Genomic DNA, 24,338 nt, shown 5'->3' with positions numbered 1-24,338 from the left:
CCCTCTGGCCGCTTTCAGGAGAACCGCCCATGACTTCACCGCAACCGGTCAGCCATCTTGCGTTCGTTCGTGCCAGTTCCGGGCGTTCGGCAGAGCTGGGCGAACGCCTGCAGCAGTTGCTTGAGCCTTCTCGACAGGCACCCGGTTGCCTGAGCTTCAGCCTGCAACGCTCTACCAGCGATACGCAGCTTTGGCTGCTCAGCGGCTCCTGGCGCAATTCGGCTGCGATGGCGGACTATTTCGCCTCACCAACCTTGATGCTGTTCGGTGACTTGCTTCAGGCGCAGCTACTCGACAGCCTCGACGTACAGACATTCGGCGAGGCGCACACAGGTTAGAATGCTGGCTTTACAGTCACCGAGGCAGGTTTCAACTCCATGGCACGCAGAGAGTTTGCACAGTACGAGGCCGTTTCGGCCGTGGTTCCGGGAGAGGGCGGTTACAGTGCCGCCATCGCGGTAAAAGGTCTGGGCGCCGGTGGTGCACCACGCTTCCACAAAGTGCTGCCAGGCCAGACCTTCAAGACCGCTCACGAAGCTGACGTCGCCGCGTGTGGCGAACTAGAGCGCTTGGTCGGGGTCAGCGAGGACGCCGAACTGCGCTGGTAACTCACACCTGCGGACGGGTCATCTTGAACAGGTTGCCCAGTTCAAAGTAGTCCGCCGGGCCGCCACCACGAAGGATCGGCTCGGCGGCCGCCGTGTCGTAGATACCCTCTTTGAGCAGATGCTCGGCGATATGCACGGCCACCACTTCACCCAGAATCAGCCAGCTCGGTACCAGTGCCTGGTCGGCACGTTGCAGCTGGACGATCTGCGTCACCTTGCATTCGAACGACACCGGGCTTTCCTGCACGCGCGGTACGGCGATCACCTTCGAGGCGGCGGGTGTCAGCCCGCTCAAGGCGAACTCATCGACGTGCGACGCCACTGCTGCGCAGCTCTGGTTCATGGCTTCGGCCAAGGGACGGGTAGCCAGGTTCCAGGCGAACTCGCCTGTCTGCTCGATGTTGTTCAGGCTGTCTTTGCGCCCGACGCTGCAGAAACCGATGATCGGTGGGATGTAATTGAACGCGTTGAAAAAGCTGTAAGGCGCGAGGTTCAGGCGACCTTCTGCGTCCTGGCTAGAGATCCAGCCAATCGGTCGTGGGCCGACGATAGCGTTGAAGGGATCGTGGGGCAGGCCATGGCCTTTTGCGGGTTCGTAGTAGTACATCGAGGGGTCTGCTAGCAATTTTACGGCCTGCTAGTGTGCCAAGGTCCATCGTCGTTGAAAACGACCAAGCCCGACCGAAGCCGGGCGTTGAGCATGTCGTTGCCGTTGTATTAGCTGAAGCTGTGGGCCTGGGTGCGGTCGAAACCATCTTCGGCAAACTTGGCAGCGCCGGTACGGTCGAAACCATCTTCGGCAAACTTGGCAGCGCCGGTGCGGTCGAAACCGTCTTCGGCAAATTTGCCAGCGCCGGTGCGGTCAAAGCCGTCTTCAGCAAATTTGCCAGCCCCCGTCCGATCAAAACCGTCTTCGACATAGCCGGCTGATTGGCTGTGCTCGCTGGTAAAGCTGTGAGCATGGGTACGTTCAAAGCCATCTTCAGCGAATGCGTTTGCAGCCAGAACCGAGAAGGCGAGGGTCAGGATCAGTTTGCTTTTCATGGTTGTTGCTCCGGGGTAGTGAGGGGTTGTGTGTTTCTATGGGTTCAATGTTACGCTCGTTAAATTGATAAAAAAGCGCAAAAAATAACGCGTATAAATCAGTTAATTCGATACATATGGCGAAACAAAAAAATCCAACGAATTTTTCATCTCTGCTCGACTGGTTTTTCATCCGCCTTTAAGCAGCCTTGCCGCACTTTTTCCTGGAGCGGTGAACGCGTGAATAAACTTCCTCAGATAACCCTGGCGTTCTGGGTCATGAAGATCTGTGCAACCACCTTGGGCGAAACCGCCGGTGACTTGCTTTCGATGACCCTGAACGTTGGCTATGCCCTCAGTTCGGTCATTCTGATCAGCATTTTCCTGGCGACCCTGGTTACCCAGCTGTTTTCCCGTACCTACAGCCCGGTGCTGTACTGGTTGGTGATTCTGTCGACCAGTACCGCCGGTACGACGATGTCCGACTTCATGGACCGCACACTGGGCTTGGGCTATGCCAGTGGTTCGATGATCCTGATCGGTATTCTGGCGGCGATTTTTGTTGCGTGGCGCTTCAGCGGTGACTCGCTCAACGTCAGCCATGTTCAAACGCGGCGTGGCGAGCTGTTCTACTGGGCCGCGATTCTGTTCTCCAACACCTTGGGTACCGCGTTGGGCGACTACCTGGCCGACGACTCCGGCCTGGGCTTTGCCGGTGGTGCGTTGCTGATCGGTTCGGCCATTGGCGTGGTGGTGTTGGCGAGGTACTGGACGCGGTTGTCGGGTGTGTTGCTGTTCTGGGTAGCGTTTGTGCTGACTCGGCCATTCGGCGCCACCTTGGGCGACTTCCTGACCAAGCCGCACGAAAAGGGCGGGCTGGATTTTGGCACCGTTGGTTCATCGCTGGTGCTGGGCGGTGTGCTGTTGGTGCTGATTATCGCAGCCTCGTACTACCAGGGACGTGAGCAACGCCAAGTCTCCGCCGAACTTTCGTGAGGCACTGAACACAAAAAAGGGGGCCATTGCTGGCCCCCTTTTTTGTGTTCTGGCGCTGATCCCTGCGCCGACGCCATCGCAGGCAAGCCTGCATCCCACAAAGACCGCTGTATCAGTCGGTGACGATTCGTGAGTGCTGGCGGGTGTCCTTCATGAATACATACACCAGCAGCGAACAGGCGATGCAGGCGGTGACGTACCAGTAAAAGCCGGCTTCCATGCCATTGCTCTTGAACCACAGTGCCACGTATTCGGCGGTACCGCCGAAAATCGACACGGTCAGTGCATAGGGCAGGCCAACGCCCAGGGCGCGGATCTCGGTAGGGAACAGCTCGGCTTTGACCACGGCGTTGATCGAGGTGTAGCCACTGACGATGATCAGTGCAGCCATGATCAGGAAGAACGCGCCCCACCAGGTCTGGATGGTGTGCAGGGTGCTGAGGATCGGTACGGTGAACAGTGTTCCCAAAACACCAAAGGCAATCAGGATCGGACGACGGCCAATCTTGTCGGACAGGCCGCCGATCACTGGCTGCAGGCACATGAACAGGAACATTGTGGCCGCTGAAATGGTGGTCGAGTCGCTGATGGTCATGCCCACCGTGTTTACCAGGTACTTCTGCATGTAGGTGGTGTAGGTGTAGAAGGCCAGGGTACCGCCCATGGTCAGGCCAACTACCGTCATCAGCTCCTTGGGATGACGTATCAGTGTGCGCATCAGGCTTTCCTTGGACTTCTCCTTCTTGGTGAACGAGCTGGTCTCTTCCATGCCACGGCGCAGGTACAGCGCAACCACTGCACACAGCGCGCCGATCACGAACGGTACGCGCCAGCCCCAGGCGTAGAGCTCTTCGGTGGTCAGTGTCTGTTGCAGGACGATCAACACACCCAGGGCGATCAACTGGCCGGAGATCAGTGTCACGTACTGGAAGCTGGAGAAGAAACCACGGCGCTCCTTGCTGGCCATCTCGCTGAGGTAGGTAGCCGAAGTACCGTATTCACCGCCCACGGACAGGCCCTGCATCAAGCGGGCGATCACCAGCAATACAGGGGCTGCAACCCCGATGGTTTCATAGCCGGGAGTCAGGGCGATGAGCAGCGAGCCGGCACACATCAACAGCACCGAGGCCATCAGTGCAGCCTTGCGTCCCTTGCGGTCGGCGTACAGGCCCATCAGCCAGCCGCCGATAGGGCGCATCAGGAAGCCCACGGCGAAGATCGCGGCGGTGTTGAGCAGTTGTGCGGTGGAGTCGCCTGCAGGGAAGAAGGCCTTGGCGAAATACAGCGAGAATGCGGCGTAGACGTACCAGTCGTACCATTCGACCATGTTGCCGATGGAGCCACTGAAGATCGACTTGAGCCGGCTGGCAGTGTTTTTTTCTGCGGCAGGCGCGATGGCCGCCCCGACAGACAGGGTGCTTGAATTATCCATGATGGATCCTTCTCGTTGTTTTTGTGGAGCGCGTCGAAACGCAGCTTGCCTGTGCCATAGCAGGAGCTGTGCCAGATGCCGGAGGCCCGTTCTAGAAGGGTTTAGCCTCTCTGGTGAGCGGAAATTCGCTTATCGCTCAGGGGGTGATCGGCAAGAATCCGCTTATTGGCTCAGGGCCGGTCGAGAAAGTCTTCACGCTGCAGGCCGTGGCGCTGCATCTTTTCGTTGAGGGTGCGCCGGGGCAGTTGCAGCTCTTCGAGCACCGCCTTGATATCGCCCTTGTTGCGGGTGAGTGCCGCACGCAGGCATTGGGCCTCAAAGGCCTCTGTCTGGGCGGTCAGCGACTGCCCGCTTTCTACCGCCAGCGTTTGAGGGGGTGTCAGGCCCAGAACGTGGCGCTCAGCAGCGTTAGCCAGTTCGCGTACGTTGCCTGGCCAATCGTGGCTGAGCAGGTTGCCCAGTTGTGCGCCGCTTAAAACGGGAGGGGTGCGGGCCAGTCGTTCGGCAGCGGTACGGGCGAAATGCTGGAACAGCAACGGGATGTCTTCGCGGCGCTCGCGCAACGGCGCCAAGTGCAGTTCGGCGACGTTCAAACGGTAGGCAAGGTCTTCACGAAAGCGCCCGGCGCGGGCCTCTTCAAGCAGATCGGGTTTGGTCGCGGCAATGATCCGCAGGTCGATGGCGATGCTCTGGTTGGCCCCCAGGCGTTCGAGCTTCTGTTCCTGCAAGACCCGCAGCAGCTTGGCCTGTTGAGCCAAGGGCATGCTCTCGATTTCGTCGAGGAACACCGTGCCGCCGTTGGCATATTCCAGCTTGCCAATACGTTTGCCCTGAGCACCGGTGAAAGCCCCGCTTTCGTGGCCGAACAGCTCAGCTTCAAACAACTGCTCGGGGATCGCCGCGCAGTTAAGCGCGACAAAAGGTTTGTTCGCACGCGGGCCGAAATCGTGCAGGCAACGGGCAACCTGCTCCTTGCCGCTACCGGTTTCGCCACGTATCAGGACATTGACCGGTAGCGCGGCGAGCTCCAGTACCTGACGGCGTAACTGCTGCATGCCTTGGGACATGCCAAGCAACGTGGACTCAAGCCGCGCCTTGAGGTCGGCCTGTTCATGTAGCGAGCGGTTTTCCAGCACCAATTGGCGTTTTTCCAGGGCGCGGCGCAGGCTGCTGAGCAGGTCTTCGGGGCTGAACGGCTTTTCCAGAAAGTCGTAGGCCCCCTTGCGCATGGCCTGTACGGCCATTGGCACATCGCCATGGCCGGTCAGCAGGATCACTGGCAGGTCGGCATCGCGTGCTAGCAGCTGTTCCAGCAGTTGCAGGCCATCCATGCCGGGCATGCGCACATCGCTCACCACCACACCGGGGAAGTGCTCGGGTAATTGCGCCAGGCACGCCTCGGCACGGTTGTGTAACTGAACGCTGAAGCCCGACAGCGTCAGCCACTGCTCCACCGCAGTAAGGATGCTGGCTTCGTCATCAACGACGATCACCGAATTCAACATGCTGGCTCCGTATCGCTGGGCAAGGTCAGGGTGAAGCGGGCGCCACCCGGCAGGTTTTCGACCTGCAGGCGACCACCGATTTCATGGACGATACCGTAGGAGATAGCAAGACCCAGGCCAAGCCCTTCACCTACAGGTTTGGTGGTGAAGAACGGGTCGAAAACGTTGGCCAAGTGTTCATCGGCAATACCGCCACCGCTGTCCAGTACGCTCAGTTTCCAATCGTGCTGGTCGACCTCAATGCGCACTTCCAGGCGTTTGTAGGGCTTGTCGAGCATGGCGTCGAGGGCATTGCGCAGCAGGTTGATCAGCACCTGTTCAAGGCGGATCGCATCGCCACGCACCCAGGCTGGTCGGGCCAGGTACAGCGCCGTACTGACGCCCTCGGCGCGGATACGCGGATCGAGCAACTGCATGGCCTGATCCACCACCGTGGCCAGGTCCAGGCGTTCGCGCAGGCCGCTGGGGCTGTTGCGGGCGAACGTTTTCAAGTGCCCGGTCAGGGCCGCCATGCGGGTCAGCATCTGTTCCAGCGGTTCCAGTGCCTTACGCGCTTCGTCGAGGCGTTGATTGTCGAGGAGCAGGCGCAAGGTGGCCAGTTGCATGCGCTGGGTGGTCAACGGCTGGTTGATCTCGTGGGCCAGGGCGGCCGACATCTGCCCCAGGGCGGCCAGTTTGGCGGACTGCACCAAGCCTTCCTGAGCGGTACGCAGGTCGCGGGTGCGGGCTTCGACCAAACGCTCCAGCTCCTGGCGGCTACGTTGGCGCAGGCGTGCCATGCGCAGGCGCTGGCTGATGAACAGCAGCGCAAAGAACAGGCTTAGCCATAACGCGGCAGCCGCCAGGGCTGCGTTGCGCCCGTCTTCAGTCACCTGGGGCGAGCGCAACAGGTGCAATGTCCAGCCTTCGGTGCCCAGCGGCAGGCTTTCCCACAGGTAGTCCCTGGTGCCTGCTGGCCCCTGGACACTGACCAGTTGGCTGTTGTCATCAAAGCGGTTCAGTGGATGATGTTTCAGGGGTACCAGCGGCTGTTTGTCGTATTGCCGGGTTTGCTCCAGCTCCTTGCGGTCTTCGGCGCCAAGCGGTTGCAGTTCGCGGTAGCGCCAGCCGTCCTGGTTAGCGATGAAGATAATGCCGCGGGCATCACTGACCAGCAGGATATCGTTGCCCTGGCGCCATTCCCGCTCCAGCTCCGGAAACTCCAGTTTGACCACCATTGCCCCGAGAAAGCGCCCGTTACTGTCCTTGACCGCACTGGAGAGGAAGTAGCCAGGGATGCCGCTGGTGACCCCTACGGCGTAGAAACGCCCACTGCCCTGGTTCATGGTCTGTTTGAAGTAGGGCCGGAACGCATAGTTCTGCCCAACGTAAGTGCTGGGCAAACGCCAGTTGCTGGCGGCGATAGCCAGGCCCGTGTGGTCCAGCAGTTCCAGAGTCGAGGAATTGGCCGCGCCGTTGATACGCTCCAGCTTGTGGTTGAGCGCCTCTTGAACCTCTGCTGTGACCGGGCCGCTAAGGGCTGCGATCAGTTCCGGGTCGAGGGCCAGCACCGCGGGCAAGGCACGGTAGCGTTCGATCAGGGTGTGTAGCGAGTTGGCGTACAGGCCCAGTTGCTGGCTCGCTCTGGAGGCATCCTCCAGCAAGGCCTGGCGCTGGGCATGCTGCCAGGCCCACGCCGTGCTCAAGAGCATGCCTGTGAGCATCAGGAACAGCATCAGGCCCAAGCGCATGGCGCGAAAGGAAATAGGCATGGCAAACAGAATCCCGGCAACGGGGAAGGCATTCCGGCACTTCCCCTTGGACATCGCGGCGACCGCTTACAGCAGCTCGAAACTCTGCTGTTTCACGACCTCTGAGTCCAGCCCGACCTGCACGTTGAACTCGCCAGGCTCTGCAGCGTACTTCAATTGAGCGTTGTAGAACTTCAGGTCGTCTTCGCTGAGGGTGAAATGAACGATGCGTTCTTCGCCCGCCTTGAGGCTGATTTTCTGGAAGTTCTTCAGCTCCTTGATGGGCCGGCTAATCGACGCCGCGACGTCGCGAACGTACAACTGAACCACGGTTTCACCGTCACGCTTGCTGGTGTTTTTCACCCGGATGCTGGCATCGAGGGTTTGCCCAGGCTTCAGGGTCTTGCTGGACAGCGTCAGCTCCGACAGGCTGAACTCGCTGTAGCTCAGGCCATAGCCGAACGGGTAGAGCGGGCCGTTGGGTTCCTCAAAGTACTGCGAGGTGTAGTTGCCCGGTTTGCCCGGTGTGTATGGGCGACCAATGCTCAGGTGGTTGTAGTACATCGGCACCTGTCCGACCGAACGCGGGAAGGTCATTGGCAGTTTGCCGGACGGGTTGTAGTCGCCGAACAGTACGTCCGCGATGGCGTTGCCGCCTTCAGTACCGCTGAACCAGGTTTCGAGCATGGCATCGGCCTGTTCGCGTTCCCAGGTCAGCGACAATGGTCGGCCGTTCATCAGCACCAGCACCAGCGGTTTGCCGGTGGCTTTCAAGGCGGTGATCAGGGCGCGTTGGCTGGCGGGGACTTCCAGCGTGGTGCGGCTGGACGACTCATGGGACATGCCCCGCGATTCGCCAACCACGGCAACCACGACATCTGCTTGCTGCGCAGCCTTGACCGCTTCATCGATCATCACCGCCGCAGGGCGTGGGTCGTCGATGATTTCCGGTGCATCGAAGTTGAGGAAGTTCAGGTAATCGAGGATCGCCTTGTCGTGGGTAATGTTTGCACCCTTGGCGTAGATCACGCGGGCGCGTTCGCCCAGCACACGGCGCATACCGTCATGCACGGTCACGGAGTGACGCGGGCGGCCTGCCGCGGCCCAACTGCCCATCATGTCGATAGGGGCATCGGCCAGCGGCCCGACCAGGGCAATGGTGCCCTGCTTCTTCAAGGGCAGGGTCTGGTTGCGGTTTTCCAGCAAGACCATGCTGCGGCGCGCCACATCACGGGCGGCATCGCGGTGCAGGCGCCCTTCGGCGTAGGTGTCGGCTGGGTCTTCGCTGGCGATACCGATACGTCGGTACGGGTTGTCGAACAGGCCCATGTCGTACTTGGCGCCCAGCACTTCACGCACGGCATTGTCGATATCCGCCTGATTGATCTCGCCGGACTTGAGCAGGCCCGGCAGTTCCTGGCCGTACAGCGAGTCGTTCATGCTCAGGTCGATGCCGGCCTTGATCGACAGCTTCGCCGCTTCGCGACCATCACGGGCGATGCCGTGTTTGATCAGTTCAAAGATCGCACCGTGGTCGCTGACCGTGACGCCCTTGAAACCCCACTCCTTGCGCAGCAGGTCATTCATCAACCAGGTGTTGGCCGTGGCCGGTACACCGTTGATCGAGTTGAGCGCCACCATCACCCCGCCTGCACCCGCATCGACAGCGGCGCGGTAAGGCGGGAGGTAGTCGTTGTACATCTTGATCGGGCTCATATCGACGGTGTTGTAGTCGCGCCCGCCTTCCACTGCACCATACAAGGCGAAGTGCTTCACGCTCGCCATCAGGCTGGTCGCCGATGCCGGGTTGTTGTCCTGAAAGCCCTCGACCATCACTTTGGAGATCCGCGAAACCAGGTAGGTGTCTTCACCGAAGCCTTCACTGCTGCGGCCCCAGCGCGGGTCACGGGCGATATCGACCATGGGCGCGAAGGTCATGTCGATACCGTCGGCACTGGCCTCTATTGCCGAGGTACGGGCGACCGTGTGGATGGCGTTCATGTCCCAACTGGAGGCCAGCGCCAGGCTGATCGGGAAAATGGTGCGGTGGCCGTGGATCACGTCATAGGCGAAGAACATCGGGATCTTCAGCCGGCTGTTCTTCACCGCCGCATCCTGCAGCGGACGGTTCTCGCTACGGGTGATGGAGTTGAACGTACCGCCGATGTTGCCCGCGGCGATCTCCTTGAGGATCTGCGGCTGGGGCATTTCCGGGCCGATGCTGATCAGGCGCAACTGGCCGATTTTTTCCTCGAGCGTCATTTGCTGCATCAGGTCGGCAATAAACGCCTGCTTGTTCTTCTGCGGCTCGGTAGTGGTATCGGCAAAGGCGGTATGGCTGGCCAGGCTGACAAGCAGGCCCAGCAAACAGAGTTTGTTCATGACTATTCGTTCTCAAGGCTCAGAGCAGTATTCACCAGGGAGACTGCACAGCCGAAATTGGGGGAGCAGCTATTGTTGTAATGGGCTGGGATCTTTTAGCCGATTGTGCCATTGCATTCCAGCGATGGCCGGGGATTATGCCTGAAGTCCGGACTTTTACGGTTAATCAAGGAGCACGATGACGATGCAGGTACTTCATGCCAAAGCGATACGGCTCTGGGTCGTGTTGATGCTGTCCAGCCTGCTGGCCGGTTGTGGGATCAACAACATTCCTCAGTATGACGAACAGGTCAAGGCGGCCTGGGCGCAAGTGCAGAACCAATACCAGCGGCGTGCCGACCTGATTCCCAACCTGGTGGAGACGGTAAAAGGCTATGCCAAGCAAGAGCAGACCACCCTGACCGCCGTTGTCGAGGCCAGGGCCAAGGCTACCTCGATTCAGGTCGACGCCAGTACCTTGGACGACCCGGAAAAATTGCGCCAGTTCCAGGCGGCACAAGCTCAACTCAGCGGGGCCTTGAGCCGGCTGATGGCGGTTTCCGAGCGTTACCCGGAGCTGAAGTCGAACCAGAACTTTCTGGCCCTGCAGTCGCAACTCGAAGGCACGGAAAACCGGATTGCCGTGGCGCGCAAGGATTTCATCGCCGCCGTACAGCGCTACAACACCGAGATCCGCACCTTTCCCGGGCGTATCTGGCACAGCTTGATGTACAGCGACATGCCGCTGCGTGAGACCTTCGAGGCGACCAGTGCCGATGCCGACAAAGCCCCTGAAGTGAAATTCTGATGCGCCTGCTCAAGGCTGCTGTGCTGCTGGCACTGTTCTGTGCAGCCTTGACGCTGCGCGCTGAACCCAGCTTCCCGGCCCTGACCGGGCGTGTGGTGGACGAGGCTCATTTGCTCGATGCGGCCAGTATTGCCCAGCTCAGCCAGATGTTGGCGGCCCATGAGCAGGCCAGCGGTGGTGAGCAGGTGGTGGTGGTCACCTTGCCTGACCTGCAAGGCATGAGCATTGAAGACTATGGCTACCAGCTAGGACGGCACTGGGGGATCGGCCAGCGCGGCAAGGACAATGGCGCATTGCTGATCGTCGCGCCGCAGGCGCGCAAGCTGCGTATCGAGGTCGGCTACGGGCTGGAAGAGCGCCTGACCGATGCCCAGTCCTCCGTCATCATCAACAGCATCATTACCCCGGCGTTTCGGCGCGGTGAGTTCAGCCAAGGTATCGTTCAGGGCACGGCTGCGATTATTCAGGTATTGGGGGGCAACCCCTTGGCCGAACCGGCCCAGGCGACGGGCGCAGAGGCCGAAGGCGGCTCGCGTGGCTGGACCATCGGCTTGTTCATCTTGCTGGTGGTACTCGCCTTCACCTTGCAAGGCTTGGGCTTGAGCGGTGGGCGAGGCGGGCGCGGCGGCGGTTTTGGTGGCGGCCTTGGTGGCCTCGGCGGCGGTTCGGGTGGGGGCGGTTTCAGTGGCGGTGGCGGCAGTTTTGGCGGTGGCGGCTCATCGGGCGGCTGGTAGATAACTCATCAACAAGAGCCACAGTGCATGGCATTGCTCAGTGAATTTGAACAACGGCAGGTCGCCGAGGCGATTGCCCAGGTCGAGCGCAACACCGACGCGGAACTGGTCACGGTGTTGGCCGCTCGGGCTGACGACTACACCTATATCCCGCTGCTCTGGGCCAGCCTGCTGGCACTGGTGCTGCCGGGCATCATCTATTACCTCAGCGGCTGGCCGGGTGGGCATGGGCTGCTGATCGCGCAATGGCTGACCTTCATTGTGTTCAGTCTGGTGTTTCGTGTGCCGCGCCTGACCACCCGCTTGATTCCGCGCGCTGTGCGCCATTGGCGGGCCTCGAACCTGGCCCGGCGGCAGTTCCTTGAACAGAACCTGCACCGTACGGTGGGCAGCACCGGCATGCTGATCTTTGTCAGCGAAGCCGAGCGCTATGTGGAAATTCTGGTCGACGAAGGCATTTCCCGGCATTTGGACAATCAGGTCTGGGACCGCATTGTGCAGCGCTTCACCGGGCAGGTCGGGCAAGGCCAGACCTTGCAGGGTTTTCTCGACTGTATTCAGGCGTGTGGCGAACTGTTGAGTGCCCATGTGCCACTGACGCAGGCCCGAAATGAATTGCCCAATCGCCTGGTGATATTGCCGTAAGGGCAGGGCAATCATCGACAAAAGCTGTGCCTGCGCCGGTCATCCACGTAAAATGCCCGGCACTGGCGCCGACTGGCGCGTCCCCGCACTCCGAGGCACCCACTCCTGATGTCCGATACCCCTACCGCCCAGGCCGCGCCGGATGCGCGTGCGCAGTTTCTGGCCCTGCTCGCCACCTGCCTGCAGCAGAATGCCCTGATCAAACTGGTGCTGGCGCGCCATGTCGGCACCGAAGAAGCCCTGCAACGGGTGATCGCCAAGCCGCTGACCGTCAAGGGCCAGGCTTGCCTGTCGTTTGTCTACCGCTACCAAACCCGTGACATCACCCGCAATTTGCCGGTCGACGAAGCCCTGGCACTGGTGACTGAACTGCTGCCAGGCAGTTTTCGCAACGCCCACCTGCAGAGCCTCAGCGATGAAGCCCAGTTGGAGTTCAGCAAGAAAGGCAAGCCGATGCTGCACCACAGCGCAGCACAGCAGGCACGTCAGGCGCCGGCGGGCGAGCATGACCGGGAGAAGAAACGCTACCTGGAACTGAGCCGACCGTTCCTGGTCGACCTGGGTGTCACCGATAAGCAGCATGCGCTGATTCCGGCCATGTCGCGCAAGTGGAAACAGATCAACAAGTTCATCGAGGTGTTTTCCCATGCCCTCGGCAGCTCGACCCTGGGCGCAGAGCAGCCACTGCGTGTCGCGGATTTCGGCTCGGGCAAGGGTTACCTGACCTTCGCCATCCATGATTACCTGCGCAACACCCTGCAGCGTGAGGCTCAGGTCACCGGCGTCGAGCTGCGCCAGGACATGGTCGAGCTGTGCAACAAGGCTGCGGCTCAGTTGGAGCACCCGGGCCTGCATTTCGAACATGGCGACGTGCGCACCGTTGTGCCCAGCGCCATCGACGTGATGATTGCCCTGCATGCCTGTGACATCGCCACCGACTACGCCATCCACACCGGTATCCGCTGTGGTGCAGCCATCATCATGTGCTCGCCGTGCTGCCACAAACAGATTCGCCCGCAAATGCACACCCCGGGCCTGCTCAAGCCGATGCTGCAATACGGCCTGCATTTGGGCCAGCAGGCTGAAATGCTGACCGACAGCCTGCGCGCGCTGTACCTGGAAGCCTGCGGCTATGAAACCAAGGTGTTCGAGTTCATTTCCCTTGAACACACCAACAAGAACAAGATGATCCTGGCGATCAAGCGTCGCGATCCGGTCGATGCGAGCGTGTTGATGGCCAGAATCCAGGAGCTCAAAGCGTTCTATGGGGTTCAGGAGCACTGCCTGGAAACCCTGCTGCGGGCTGACGGTTTGCTCGCGGCCTAAACCTTGGCTGGGCGCTGGGCCGGATACACCCGTGTGCGCCGGCCCAGTACCACAGTCAGAATCACCCCGGTGGCAAACACCCAGGTAATCGGCTCGACCTGTTCGCCAAAGAACAGGGCGGAAAAGGCGATAGTGAAGAAGATCTGCAGCAACTGCACCTGACTCACCCGGGCGATGCCACCCAGCGCCAGGCCGGCGTACCAGGCAAAGAAACCGATGAACTGCGAGAACAGCGAAACATAACCGAAGGCCCACCAGGTTTTGCTGCTGACCTCGCCCTGGTGCTGCAGCGCCAGGTACACCACCGGCCCGAGCAGCAACGGGCTGGCCAGTACCAGCGCCCAGCAGATCACCTGCCAACCGCCCATTTCACGGGCCAGTCGCCCACCTTCGGCATACCCCAGGCCACCCACCGCAATGGCGGCGAGCATCAGCAGGTCACCGGCCTGGATCTGCCCGGCACCCATGATCATGGCGTAGGCCAGCACCAAAACGCTGCCCAGCGCGGCGCAGGCCCAGAAGGCTTTTGACGGGCGCTCGTGGGACAACCAGGCCGCGTACACCGCTACGCACAGCGGTTGCAGGCCGTTGACCAGTGCCCCGTGGGATGCCGGTACGGTTTGCATGGCCCACGCGGAAAACACCGGGAACCCCAGAATGACCCCCAGCGCTACCAGGCTCAGCCCTTTCATTTGCTGCCAGGTCGGCCATTTTTCGCGACGCCAGAGCAACAGCGCGGCAGCGGGAATGGCTGCGACCAGCGCCCGGCCCAGCCCATTGAGCAGTGGGTGCAGTTCCTGCACGACGATACGGGTCATGGGCAGGGTCAGGCTGAAAATGACCACGCCGAGCAGGCCGAGGGCCATGCCGGTGTTTTCGCGGGTAGACATGCGGGAACGCCTTGGGCAGATAAGTCCGTCCATTGAGCCACAGGCGTTGGGTGCGGTCTTGTAACAGTTGCATACAAAACAACGGATACAGTCCCTGCACAGCGTTTAGCGGCGACGTTTGCTCGCAGGGGGAACGGCCACCGCCAATTCAGCCTGCCCCAACGGGTGGCTGCTGGCATCGAAGAAACACAGTTCGATGTCCGGGCGCTCGGCAAACAACGCCGCATAGTGCTGCTTCTGGCCGATGATCGCTGCTTCGCTCAGTGGGTGTACCGCAATCGCGAGGTGGCCGGGGCTGGCCTGTTTGATGGCCTCCACCAGATGCCGGTCGGAACTGTCCAGGCGGTGCCCGAAAATACACAGGCCACCCTCATGGCTGGCCAGTTCGCCGTGGCACCAGCTCAGGTAGTCCGAGGTACGGATAGCGCGCAGTTTGTCGTCGCTGCTGCTTTCATTGATGAACAGCGGCACATCGCCGGGGGTGTTCACCGCAAAGCCGTCGAGCAGGGCGCTTTCGCGGGCACTGCGTTGGCGGGTGCTGCCGTCTTGTTGCTTGAGCAGGTGCAAGCCACCGTGCAGGTAAAGCAGGCGATGGCCTTCACCGCGGCTGCGGCGTACGTCAAACACGCCCTCCTCATCGAACAGCACCTGAAACCCTTCAGGCGCGTAGCTCACCGCCCAATGGGTGAGCAGGTCGTAGTTGCTCGAATAGATGCTGCGGTAATTGCGCAGCTCCTGGTTGAGGGTGTGCAGGGTCGAGGCAGGCAGCAGCTTCCACGGGATATGCACGCTGCGCACGGCATGAATCAGCGCTTCCTTGATTGCGTAATAGCGGTTCAGCGGCGCCGACGAACTGATGGCCAGGGCGGCATTGACCCGTACTGTGGTGTTCAGCGCCGTGAGCACCGGCTCGAACACCTCCGTGCCCATGGACTTGAACAAGGCCTGATCGGTAAGCCCCAAGGGTTTGTGGCGTACCCGCTGGGCCAGCTCGAACAATGAGAAATAGGCGAACGGGCGCCACACCGTACGGCTGGCACCGTTGCCCAGCAGCAACCCGCTGCAAGGACGGCGGGAGGTCAGTTCAGGCCAAGCGGCGAGGGTGGCGTCGAAGTTGGCAGAGGGCATGCAGGGCTCACAGACAGGTAATGCAAAGGAATGGGCGCGACTGTATCACGCACGTCCTGCTTGTCATCATCGCGGGCCATCGGCTGTGCGGCTGGCTGGCTTTTGGAAGCCCGCGTAGACTCTCGAGCCTTGCTCTGTTCAGGCCCCGTGTTCCGATGACGTTTTCGCTTGTATTTGCTGTGCTCGCCTCCGGCTTTATCTATGGCATTACCCCAGGCCCCGGTGTCCTGGCGGTGCTCGGTATTGGCGCGGCACGTGGGCGTAAGGCGGGGGCGGGGTTTCTTTGTGGGCACCTGCTGGGTGATGTGCTCTGGTGTGGCACTGCGTTGGTGGCTATCGTCGGCGCGCGCCAGGTTGGCAGCCTGTTGTTTGATGGCCTGGGCGTAATCAGCGGCGTGTACCTGTTCTGGCTGGGCCTGCGCGCCTTGCGCAGTCGCCCGTCTGCTGAAGACGGGCAGCAGGGGCCGGTGCGTCAGCCGTTCTGGCATGGCGTGGTGTTCGGCCTGACCAATCCCAAGGCCTACCCGGTGGCCGTTGCCACCTTTACGGCATTGTTATCCAGCCGCGCCGAGGCACTGACCTGGTCGATGCTGCCCTTGTTGATCGTGCTCAGCTTTGTGGGTGGCTTGCTGGCCTACGCGATTCTGGTGGCGCTGGTGGGCGCGCGCCAGGTCCGTACGTTATATGTGCGCTATGAACTGTGGATCACCCGTGCCTGCGGGTTGATGTTCATTGGTTTCGCAATCAATGCGCTGGTGCATGCCTTGCCGGGGTTGCTGGCGGGTTGATCGCGTGGCCCCAATCGCAGGCAAGACCTGCTCCCACCCGGCCCCGATCAAACCGCGTGGGATGCAGGCTTGCCTGCGATGGCGTCAGTGAAGGTATTAGCGCTTCATGGCCTGTGCCTCGAACCCGTCGAGCAGGGCGTCAATCAACGCTTTTGCCGCCTCCATCGCGTGCAGCGAGGCCCAGCGCAAGCCTTCCGGGGTGCGCTCATGGCAGAAGCAGGTCTGGTTGACGGCATCAATGCCTGCCTTCAGTTGCAAGGAGGCATGCACCAGCGCGTCTTCGGCACTAATGCCTTCGTTAACGGAAAACAATGGCGGGTGCCCCGCGTCGCAGGAGCCAAAAGGCAGCGAGGCTGTTTTATACGGCGCACAACGTGGTGGGTCGGGAACAATCTTCATCATGGTAAAGCTCCTATAGACATAGAGGAGCTGCCCTGACTCACTTCCACATGAGGGTGGCAGCCACACGCAGGGTGGAAGACCGGTCTATAGGAATCCGGCGCACCCCAAAGGGTGCCCTGCGCGTAGCCGCCATAACAAATCATACAGGCATAAAAGTACGCCAGCATTCACCTGTCAGGGAATACACGCCTATAGAGGGTCCAGACTTCCACATCTGGTCGCTGAATATGCAGCGACCCCCGAAGGCTAGTGGGCATGCCGTTGTGCAACAAGGTCAGCACTTCCCAAGGTTATGTAGGAAGTTTCGCTTACTCCGATGCAAACAGCTCTTTGTTCCGGTTGCGCCATACGCGGTAGGCGCGAATGCCGGCCCGTACCGAGCCGAACAGCAAGCGATCCTCCAGTTCCCGCGCGATCCCCGAGCGCACCAGCATGCGCAAGAACTTGCCGCGGGCACGGGCAATGCCGAACAGAATGCCTTGTGCTTTGAGGGTGTCCCGCACTTCACGCAAGGCCGCGATACCGCTGACGTCGATGGTGCTCACCGCTTCAGCGTCGAACAGCACCGCACGGGGTTGGTGTTCACGTTGTACGGCATCGAGTAGGCGCATTTTGAAGTAGTCGGCGTTGAAGAACAGAATCGCATCATCGAAGCGGTACACCACTAAACCCGGTACGGTGCGGGCATCTTCGTGGTGACGAATGTCCACCTGGCCTTCGACGCCGGGTAGCCAGCCGAGTACGGCATCGGTTGGCTGGTAGATGCTGTACAGCAGGCGCAGGATGGCCAGGGTTACGGCAATGATAATGCCCGGCAGCACGCCCGCCCCGAGCACGCCGACGGTGGTGAACACGCAAAGCCAGAACTCGAAGCGACTGAGTGCACGGATCTTGCGCAGTGACTGCACATCAATCAGCCCCCAGCCGGCCATCAGCAACACCGCGCCCAAGGCGGCTTGGGGAATCCAGGCCAGTGGTGCGGTGAAGAACATCAGGATCGCCGCGATCACCAGCGCGGCAATAATGCCCACCAGCTGGCTCTTGCCGCCGACCATATCGTTGACCGCCGTACGCGAGTCGGCACCGCTGATGGCAAAGCCCTGGGAAACCCCGGCAGCGAGGTTCGACACACCCAGTGCAAGAAACTCGTGGTTGGCATTGATCGCGTAGCCATGGCGCGCAGCGAAACTGCGGGCGGTGAGCATCGCACTACAGAAGCTCACGGTCGCGATACCCAAGGCGTCACGCATCAGGCTTTTCATTTCTGCCAGGTTGGTTTGCGGCCAGGCCAGTTCCGGCATCCCGGCGGGCACCGCGCCCAGAATGGCAACGCCGAAGCGGTCCAGCCGCAGCACGCCAACCGCCAGCGTGGCGATGGCCACGGTCACCAGTGCCGCCGGCAAGCGTTGGAAGTGCCGGGGCAACCAGATCAGTGCAAGCAGCCCGGCAACCCCAATGGCCAACGTCGGCCAATGGATTTCGTTCAGGCGCTGCAGCATGTTGATCAGGCTGAGAATGAAACCATCGCCCTCGATCTGAAAGCCGAGCACCTTGCCCAACTGCCCGGCCAGCAGGCTCAGGCCGATCCCGTTCAGGTAGCCGATCAGAATAGGCCGCGAGAAAAAGCTGGCGATAAACCCGGCCCGTGCCGCCCCGGCGGCGATCAGCATCAGCCCCACCAGTACCGTGACAATCACCGACAATTGCGCCAGCCGCTGCGGATCGCCCATCGCCAGCGGCGCAATTGCCCCGGCAACCATCGCACAGGTGGCGGCATCCGGCCCGACCATCAACTGCCGCGAACTGCCGACCAAGGCATAGACAATCATTGGCAAGATGCAGGCATACAAGCCCACATGGGGCGGCAGGCCGACAATTTGCGCATAGGCAATGGCGATAGGGATCTGAATCGCGGCCACAGACAGCCCGGCCTGAAGGTCGTGGCGAAACCACTCGGCGCGGTAATGCAGCAAATTGGCCAGGCCCGGAAGCCAGCGGGAGAGAAACATGAACGGGTCCTTTCGACTGTTTCAGAACAACGCCGCGTTCATTCCCGAGCGCCGAAACACTGCGGCGGGCAGGGCGCCTGGTCAGGGTGCAGCGAGATGAACTGTTTGTACCCGATTGCAGAAACGTTGCAAGAAATTTCGACAGTAAAGCGACTGGCGTTGTTTTGAGTCAGGCGAGAGGCAATGGCTTGATGGTAGATGCAGTATGGAGATGGGGAGATGCGAAAGGAGGGAGAGCAAGAAGTGGAGCGGGTGAAGGGAATCGAACCCTCGTTATCAGCTTGGGAAGCTGGAGTAATGCCATTATACGACACCCGCTCTGCAGGACGACTTTGTACCAGAAGTGAGGCGGGAATTGAAGCCTTTCTTCACGCGTGTTGTGCGGTCGGCCGGTAACGCAAGGTCTGCATCTTGCGGGTGCCCGAAGGCGTGTGATGCAGGTTGCTGCGTTACCGGCGACCCCGATGCTCAGAGGGCAAAGGCATGTTCTCCCAGGGTAAACGGCGTGCGTACGCGGTGTTCCCGAGGCGAGGGGGTGAGGAAACTCAGCAGTGCATCGCGCGAGTCGCGGCAAGCGGCCTTGTGTTCCATGTCGAGGAAGTGGCCGGCGCTCTGGATACGGCTGAAGTGGCTGTTGCGCACGTGTTTGCTGAACTTCTGGGCGTCTTCGGTGGTGGTGTATTCGTCCCATTCCCCGTTCATGAACAGTACCGGGATGTCGATGACACGGGCCGAGCGCAGGGCGTTGTCCAGGTCGTGCTTGAGCACCTGGTTGATGTGGAAGTGCATCTGCTTGTATTCGTGGTTGTCCAGGCTGCTGACATGCCGGTAGTTGAAGCGCTTGAACAGCGACGGCAGGTGCTTGCCGATGGTGTCGTTGACCAAGGCGCCGACTTCGTAGCGGTCGCACTTGCTCAGGTAGTGTGAGCCGCGCTCGAGGTAGTCGCGCATCGGTTCGTTGATCACCGGCGAGAACGAGCTGATCACCGCCTTTTCGATGCGCCGTGGCTTGTGGGCCAAGGCGAGCAGGGTGCAGGCGCCGCCCCAGGAGAAGGACATGATGTGATCGGCAGCAAAATGGTCGATCAGTTCCAGAAGGATCTGGCCTTCGATCTCTTTGGTCAGCAGATGGTCGTTGCGGTTGTGCGGTTTGGACTTGCCCGAATAGGGTTGATCGTACAGCACAACGTTGAATTGTGGGTGCAGGTTACGCACCGTCTGGGCGAACGAGGCAGTGGTTGCCAGCGATCCATTGATCAGGATGATCGTCTTTTCGGCGGCGTCTGCGCGATAGAACTCCGTGTAAACCCGGTACTGACCTTGTATATCCAGCACAGCAATTTCTGGCCTCATGTCGTCGACTCCTGGCGCAAGAAAGGGTAATCGCGCAAGCAAGATTGCACGTTCTTTATGACAGGTAGGCATACGCCTTGAAGTGAAACTGAGGGCCCTTGTCGATCCGCTACAGGCTGGTCGACGGGTATTGTTCTAGGCGGGCAATCTGCCGGACCCCATCACTTCGAGGTGCTGGTAGCCGGCAAAAAGGTGTCTTTGACTACGGTTGTGACTGGCGAGTCACATGCAGACCGACGTTTGGATTCAAGCAGCCATGTGCGGAACCCGCAAGTGCCGTTGGTGTAATTGGCGATATTTTTCTGCCAGGCGGTCGTGACGTCAGAACGCGCTGATTTCGTCTGGGCGCAAGGCGCGGTACTCGCCGGGCAGCAGCGACGGGTCCAGTTGCAGGGGGCCCATGTGTTCGCGGTGCAGGCGTATTACCTTGTTGTCAAAGAAGCCGAACATCCGTTTGACCTGGTGATAGCGGCCTTCGACGATGCTCAGGCGAGCGCTGTGTGGGCTGAGTATCGTCAGGTCTGCCGGTTGCGTGGTGAGGTCTTCAAAGGCGAAGTAGAAGCCTTCCCGAAACTTTTCGATGTAGTGCTCGTCGATGACGTGCTCGGTTTCGACGTAGTAGACCTTGGGGAGTTTGGTCTGTGGCTGGGTCAGGCGCCTGGACCATTGTCCGTCGTTGGTGATCAGCAGCAGGCCGGTGGTGTTGTAGTCCAGGCGGCCGGCGATGTGCAGGTCGTGTTTGTCCGGCTCGTCGAGCAGGTCAAGGACGGTGCGGTGCTGTGGGTCGACCGTGGCGCTGACGCACCCCGCTGGTTTGTGCAGCATGAAATAGCGCAGTGCTCTGCCGGCTTGCACAAGCTGATCATCGACTTCGATTCGGCTGAACTCGCGCACCTCATGCCGTGGGTCGCCGACCTGCGTGCCATCGACGCGTACGCGGCGTTCTGCCAGCAGCAGGCGAACTTGCTGGCGGTTGTAGCAGGGCAGGTTGCTGAGAAAACGGTCGAGGCGCATGGGGCGAGAGGGGCCAGTATCGGGTGCGCAGTTTAGCGCTTTGCGGCGTCCTTGGCTGCCTGCAGTTGGGCTTCTACCTGGGCGCAGCGCGGGCACAGGCAGGCTTTGTCACGCAGCTCGGCCGGCAGTGCTTCAAGCACCTGCGGGTCGATGCTGACGCCGTAGCACCAGCAATCGTGCGTAGCGCTGCGAGGGTTGGCGAGGCTGCAGTGGTTGCTGGCACCGCAGGCCGGGCAGAGGTTGGGCTCGTTCATGCGTGATCCGTGCAGACGCGGTTGCGCCCGCTTTGCTTGGCACGGTAAAGCGCGTGGTCGGCGCGACCGATCAGGGTGTGTAGCGTATCGTCCGGGCGCAGGCTGCTCAAGCCGATGCTGACGGTCAGCTTGATGTCGGCGTCGGCATAACTGAACGCCAGTTGCTCGGTTTTCTGGCGGATCTTTTCTGCAACGCCGAGTGCCTGTTGATGCTCGCTGCCCTGGAGTAGCACGACGAACTCTTCGCCGCCCCAACGGCAGATGATGTCGGAGACGCGCAGGCAGCTCTCCAGTACGCGGGCAAACTGGCGTAACACTTCGTCGCCACCCAGGTGGCCGTAGGTGTCGTTGAGGGCTTTGAAGTGGTCCAGGTCGAGTAGCAGCGCCACCAGTGGCTTGGGCTCGCGCTGGGCTTCGAGCAAGGCTTGTGCGGCAAGCAGGTCGAAGGCCCGGCGGTTCGGTAAGCCGGTCAGGCTGTCGAGGGTGGCCAGGGCCTGGATGCGCTCTTGGTGGCGTTTGATCATGGCATTGAGCAGCGAGAGTACGACCAGGGTGATCATCGCGCAGATCGCCAGGTTGATGTACAGCGATTGGAGGATGCTGTCCAACCGGCCGTCTTCATGTTTTTCGACGAACAGGTACCAGTTCAGTTCCGGGATGAAGCGCACGTTGAGGAACTGGTTGTGGCCGTCGGCACTGCGGTATTCGCGGCTACCGCTGACGGGGATGGGCATCTGCTGAGCCAGGTCACCCAGCCCTTTTATGTCGCTCAAGAGTTGCCCGGCTCGCATGCCCTGTGGGCCGCCATCAGACCCGGTCAGTACGATGCGGCCCTGGCGATCAGCGAAGTAGACACTGCGCATGTAGCGTTTTTGGTAGTCGTCGATGCACTTGATGACCGATTCGAGGCTTAGCCCGACACCGGCGGCACCGATGAAGTTGTTCTGGTAATCAAGGACCTTGTAGTTGATGAAGATGGCCATGTTGTCCTGGTTGGCCATGTCCAGGTCGACGTTGATTTCGTAAGGCGCATCGAGGTTGCGAAGGCGGAAGTACCAGGCATCACGGGCTTCCTGCAGGTCGATCTGCTTGAGTACACCCTGGGCCTGGAAGTAGGTGTGGGTGAGGTCGGAGACGAAGAAGGCGGTATACGCGCGATTGCGAGCCATCACCTCGTTCAGGTAGCGGGTCATGCGCTCAGGCTCGTGTTCCCCGGCCAGCACCCAGTCGCGCAGGAACGTGTCGTTGGCCATCATCGATGAAATGAGGATGGGGCGTACCAGGTCTTTCTGAATTTCCGAGTAGAGGGTGTCGGCAGTCAGTGGCAGCTCGGTGTTGATGATGTTGTCACGGATCGAACTGCGTGAGGCGAAGTAGCTGAGCAGAGACGTCGCGAGAAAGCCGCAGCCCAGCAGGAGCAGTAACGCCAGGATCAGCGAGCGTTGTGAAAACAAGGCAGAACGAGACGGCATGGCATTTCCGTTGCTGGTACCAGTGGCCTGTATTCTAGTGGTCTTGAAGAAAAATAACTGGATGATTTTTAAGGTTATAAGCCTTGTATCAAATTATTTCGTCTGCGGCACCGGGCGCGCTTTTGCGTGTCTGATGTTGTGCCGGTCGATGACCATCGATTGGCGCCGACCAGCGCCGCTGGATGGCAGCTTAGCGGTCCAGGAGGCCGCCATGTATCGCCGACTTTTGCTGATTGTAGTGTTGGGTTCATTAATGGCTGCGTGCGTACCTTATGGAGACCATGGCTACTACCGCAATGACGTTTACACCGTAGATCGTTACTCCTATCGGGACTACGACCGGCCTTCCTACTCGTATGGGCGAGGCTACTATGTGGTGCCTCAGCAGCGTTATTACGCCCCTGCGCCACGCTACTACCGAGCCGCCCCCGAGCCTTACTACAACAACCGTTATCAGGGGCGTGGTTATGACGCCCGTTACCGTCATGACAACCATGGCTACCGGGATGCGCCTCGCCGGGACCGTGATGGCGGCCGTGGTTATGACCGCAATTATGGCCGTGGTCATGAGCATGACCGTGGTCGGGCTTATGGTCGCGGTCAGGAGCACGGTCGTGGCCAGGATTACGGTCGTGGACACGACCGCGATGGCAGATCGGATCGCAACTGGAACCGCTGACACCTGCTAGCACCCCGGAAGGCATCGCCTTGCGCGGGCTGGCCTGCTACAGCACCTACGTGAGTGGCTGTGTTAGGTCTGCCAGCGGATGGCGACCTTCCCATGCCTTGTTGAAATGCGCCTCGACCACTGCTGCGGGTACATGGCTGATGTCTGGCCAATGCCAGTGGGGCTTCTGGTCTTTGTCGATCAGGCGTGCGCGCACCCCTTCGGCGAATTCCGGGTGGCGACAGCAGTTCAGGCTGATGGTGTATTCCATCTGGAATACTTGAGCCAATGACAGGTGCCGTGCACGAGCAATCTGTTGCCAGACCAGCAGCGCGGTGAGTGGGCAGCCCTCAAGCATCGTCTGTGCGGCACGGTCGAGCAGGCTATCGGGTTGATGCCGTAGCTGGGCGATGGCGCGCCAGGCGCAGACCGGATCACCGACATCAAGCAGGTTGTCCAGATGCTGGCGGCGGGGCAACCACTGCGCGGCTGGCAGAGCAGGCAGGGCTTCCTGTTGCAGGGCTTTTAACAGGCTATTCAGTTGCAGGGCCGTCTGTTCCTGCCAGTTCAGTTGCAGCAGGCCTTCTATGAGGCTTTCCTGCTGATCCGGGGTCATGAAGCGGTCGGCCAAGCCTAGGTCCAGTGCATCGTGGGCGTTGATCGGTGCGCCGGTCAGGCCCAGAAAAAGGCCCAACTTGCCGGGCAGGCGCGAGAGGAACCAACTGCCGCCGACGTCCGGGTACAAGCCAATACTGATTTCTGGCATGGCCAGGCGGCTGTTTGGGGTGACGATGCGCACGCCGGCCGCTTGCAGCAGGCCCATGCCTCCACCCAACACATGGCCGTGGCCCCAGCATAATAGCGGTTTGGGGTAGGTGTGCAGGCAGTAGTCCAGGCGATATTCGGCGGCAAAGAAATGAGCGGCCATCGGCGGTACTTCACCGGGCCGATCAAGGCAGGCCTGGGCCAGGCTGCGTACCTCGCCGCCAGCACAGAACGCCTTGTCGCCGTTACCACGCAGCAGTACGCAGGCAATGCGCGGGTCTTCAGCCCAGGCCTGCAGGTGCGTGTACAGCGCCTGGACCATCGGAAGTGACAACGCATTGAGTGACTGTGGTGCGTTCAGGCTGGCGATACCAATGCCAGCACCGTCAACACCGGTCAATACTTCAAACGCCACGCTCATGGGGAGG

General features: G+C 60.7%; 24 protein-coding genes and 1 tRNA gene. 9 read left to right on the top strand and 16 right to left on the bottom strand.

Translation table 11 applies throughout. The features are described 5' to 3' along the window. The first annotated feature begins 29 nt into the window (after nucleotides 1-29). Both UIA24_RS15075 and UIA24_RS15070 read left to right on the top strand, forming a co-directional pair. The gene (locus UIA24_RS15075) at nucleotides 30-338 is read left to right on the top strand and encodes an antibiotic biosynthesis monooxygenase family protein (protein ID WP_099775668.1); all 309 of its coding nucleotides are present in this window, start codon (nucleotides 30-32) and stop codon (nucleotides 336-338) included. A 39-nt stretch (nucleotides 339-377) separates the two neighbouring features. Beyond that, nucleotides 378-608 carry a hypothetical protein gene (locus UIA24_RS15070; RefSeq protein WP_099775667.1) on the top strand — a complete coding sequence of 77 codons (231 nt, stop codon included), beginning with the start codon at nucleotides 378-380 and terminating at the stop codon, nucleotides 606-608. Between the two features lies 1 nt (nucleotide 609). Here the strand turns inward: UIA24_RS15070 and UIA24_RS15065 are convergent, their stop codons facing one another. Together UIA24_RS15065 and UIA24_RS15060 are read right to left on the bottom strand one after the other, a co-directional pair. Next, the gene (locus tag UIA24_RS15065; protein WP_099775666.1) at nucleotides 610-1,215 is read right to left on the bottom strand and encodes a flavin reductase family protein; all 606 of its coding nucleotides are present in this window, start codon (nucleotides 1,213-1,215) and stop codon (nucleotides 610-612) included. Between the two features lie 110 nt (nucleotides 1,216-1,325). Next, nucleotides 1,326-1,652, bottom strand: coding sequence for a hypothetical protein (locus UIA24_RS15060; RefSeq protein ID WP_330523192.1), 327 nt, complete (start codon nucleotides 1,650-1,652; stop codon nucleotides 1,326-1,328). A 219-nt stretch (nucleotides 1,653-1,871) separates the two neighbouring features. Between UIA24_RS15060 and UIA24_RS15055 the strand changes: the two genes are divergently transcribed. Then, entirely contained in the window at nucleotides 1,872-2,627 is a 756-nt protein-coding gene (locus UIA24_RS15055) for a COG4705 family protein (protein WP_330523191.1), read from the top strand. Nucleotides 2,628-2,739: 112 nt separating this feature from the next. Here UIA24_RS15055 and UIA24_RS15050 read toward each other — a convergent pair whose 3' ends face one another. From UIA24_RS15050 to bglX, 4 genes are all read right to left on the bottom strand, one after another. After that, on the bottom strand, nucleotides 2,740-4,059 hold the full coding sequence (locus tag UIA24_RS15050; protein ID WP_330523190.1) for an MFS transporter: 1,320 nt from the start codon (nucleotides 4,057-4,059) through the stop codon (nucleotides 2,740-2,742). A 170-nt stretch (nucleotides 4,060-4,229) separates the two neighbouring features. Continuing rightward, entirely contained in the window at nucleotides 4,230-5,564 is a 1,335-nt protein-coding gene (locus tag UIA24_RS15045; protein WP_330523189.1) for a sigma-54-dependent transcriptional regulator, read from the bottom strand. Further along, nucleotides 5,558-7,315 (bottom strand): sensor histidine kinase, encoded by a 1,758-nt coding sequence (locus UIA24_RS15040; RefSeq protein ID WP_330523188.1) that lies wholly within the window; start codon nucleotides 7,313-7,315, stop codon nucleotides 5,558-5,560. The genes UIA24_RS15045 and UIA24_RS15040 overlap by 7 nt, the downstream gene beginning before the upstream one ends. Before the next feature lie 66 nt (nucleotides 7,316-7,381). Further along, nucleotides 7,382-9,676 (bottom strand): beta-glucosidase BglX, encoded by a 2,295-nt coding sequence (gene bglX / locus UIA24_RS15035; RefSeq protein ID WP_330523187.1) that lies wholly within the window; start codon nucleotides 9,674-9,676, stop codon nucleotides 7,382-7,384. A gap of 184 nt (nucleotides 9,677-9,860) precedes the next feature. On the opposite strand from bglX, the gene UIA24_RS15030 reads away from it, so the two are divergent. The 4 genes from UIA24_RS15030 to UIA24_RS15015 all read left to right on the top strand — a co-directional run bounded on the left by UIA24_RS15030 (nucleotide 9,861) and on the right by UIA24_RS15015 (nucleotide 13,168). After that, a complete protein-coding gene (locus tag UIA24_RS15030) occupies nucleotides 9,861-10,463 on the top strand; it encodes a LemA family protein (RefSeq protein WP_099775660.1) in 603 nt (200 codons plus the stop codon). After that, nucleotides 10,463-11,197 (top strand): TPM domain-containing protein, encoded by a 735-nt coding sequence (locus UIA24_RS15025; RefSeq protein ID WP_330523186.1) that lies wholly within the window; start codon nucleotides 10,463-10,465, stop codon nucleotides 11,195-11,197. Before UIA24_RS15030 ends, UIA24_RS15025 begins: the two co-directional genes overlap by 1 nt. A 27-nt stretch (nucleotides 11,198-11,224) precedes the next feature. Then, nucleotides 11,225-11,842, top strand: coding sequence for a TPM domain-containing protein (locus UIA24_RS15020; protein WP_330523185.1), 618 nt, complete (start codon nucleotides 11,225-11,227; stop codon nucleotides 11,840-11,842). Nucleotides 11,843-11,950: 108 nt separating this feature from the next. Further along, a complete protein-coding gene (locus UIA24_RS15015) occupies nucleotides 11,951-13,168 on the top strand; it encodes a class I SAM-dependent methyltransferase (RefSeq protein ID WP_099775657.1) in 1,218 nt (405 codons plus the stop codon). Here UIA24_RS15015 and UIA24_RS15010 read toward each other — a convergent pair. Beyond that, complete coding sequence (locus tag UIA24_RS15010; RefSeq protein WP_330523184.1) at nucleotides 13,165-14,058, bottom strand: DMT family transporter; 894 nt, start codon at nucleotides 14,056-14,058, stop codon at nucleotides 13,165-13,167. The genes UIA24_RS15015 and UIA24_RS15010 overlap by 4 nt on opposite strands. 105 nt (nucleotides 14,059-14,163) lie before the next feature. Continuing rightward, a complete protein-coding gene (locus tag UIA24_RS15005) occupies nucleotides 14,164-15,186 on the bottom strand; it encodes a DUF4917 family protein (protein ID WP_330523183.1) in 1,023 nt (340 codons plus the stop codon). Nucleotides 15,187-15,341: 155 nt separating this feature from the next. On the opposite strand from UIA24_RS15005, the gene UIA24_RS15000 reads away from it, so the two are divergent. Beyond that, a complete protein-coding gene (locus UIA24_RS15000) occupies nucleotides 15,342-15,974 on the top strand; it encodes a LysE family translocator (RefSeq protein WP_099775654.1) in 633 nt (210 codons plus the stop codon). Between the two features lie 96 nt (nucleotides 15,975-16,070). Here UIA24_RS15000 and UIA24_RS14995 read toward each other — a convergent pair whose 3' ends face one another. The 7 genes from UIA24_RS14995 to UIA24_RS14965 form a co-directional block, all read right to left on the bottom strand. Continuing rightward, a complete protein-coding gene (locus tag UIA24_RS14995) occupies nucleotides 16,071-16,376 on the bottom strand; it encodes a DUF3077 domain-containing protein (RefSeq protein WP_065758674.1) in 306 nt (101 codons plus the stop codon). A 308-nt stretch (nucleotides 16,377-16,684) separates the two neighbouring features. After that, nucleotides 16,685-18,385 (bottom strand): SulP family inorganic anion transporter, encoded by a 1,701-nt coding sequence (locus tag UIA24_RS14990; protein ID WP_330523182.1) that lies wholly within the window; start codon nucleotides 18,383-18,385, stop codon nucleotides 16,685-16,687. 244 nt (nucleotides 18,386-18,629) lie between these two features. After that, nucleotides 18,630-18,703: transfer RNA gene (locus tag UIA24_RS14985), tRNA-Gly, on the bottom strand. Nucleotides 18,704-18,853: 150 nt separating this feature from the next. Next, entirely contained in the window at nucleotides 18,854-19,738 is an 885-nt protein-coding gene (locus UIA24_RS14980) for an alpha/beta fold hydrolase (protein WP_330523181.1), read from the bottom strand. A gap of 321 nt (nucleotides 19,739-20,059) precedes the next feature. Beyond that, nucleotides 20,060-20,752: a pseudouridine synthase gene (locus UIA24_RS14975; RefSeq protein WP_330523180.1), complete on the bottom strand. Its 693-nt coding sequence runs from the start codon at nucleotides 20,750-20,752 to the stop codon at nucleotides 20,060-20,062. 32 nt (nucleotides 20,753-20,784) lie between these two features. Continuing rightward, nucleotides 20,785-21,006, bottom strand: coding sequence for a cysteine-rich CWC family protein (locus UIA24_RS14970; RefSeq protein ID WP_065761120.1), 222 nt, complete (start codon nucleotides 21,004-21,006; stop codon nucleotides 20,785-20,787). Further along, on the bottom strand, nucleotides 21,003-22,478 hold the full coding sequence (locus tag UIA24_RS14965) for a sensor domain-containing diguanylate cyclase (protein ID WP_330523179.1): 1,476 nt from the start codon (nucleotides 22,476-22,478) through the stop codon (nucleotides 21,003-21,005). The genes UIA24_RS14970 and UIA24_RS14965 overlap by 4 nt, the downstream gene beginning before the upstream one ends. Nucleotides 22,479-22,689: 211 nt before the next feature. Here UIA24_RS14965 and UIA24_RS14960 point away from each other — a divergent pair, with 211 nt between their 5' ends. Then, complete coding sequence (locus UIA24_RS14960) at nucleotides 22,690-23,157, top strand: hypothetical protein (protein ID WP_102052646.1); 468 nt, start codon at nucleotides 22,690-22,692, stop codon at nucleotides 23,155-23,157. A gap of 55 nt (nucleotides 23,158-23,212) precedes the next feature. Here UIA24_RS14960 and UIA24_RS14955 read toward each other — a convergent pair whose 3' ends face one another. After that, entirely contained in the window at nucleotides 23,213-24,331 is a 1,119-nt protein-coding gene (locus tag UIA24_RS14955; protein ID WP_330523178.1) for an enoyl-CoA hydratase/isomerase family protein, read from the bottom strand. Nucleotides 24,332-24,338: the final 7 nt, after the last annotated feature.

Origin of the sequence: Pseudomonas sp. AL 58 (assembly GCF_036348395.1) — a bacterium.
Lineage (GTDB): Bacteria > Pseudomonadota > Gammaproteobacteria > Pseudomonadales > Pseudomonadaceae > Aquipseudomonas > Aquipseudomonas defluvii.
Note: the sequence above shows the minus strand (reverse complement) of the source record. Positions and strands in the feature narration are given on the sequence as shown.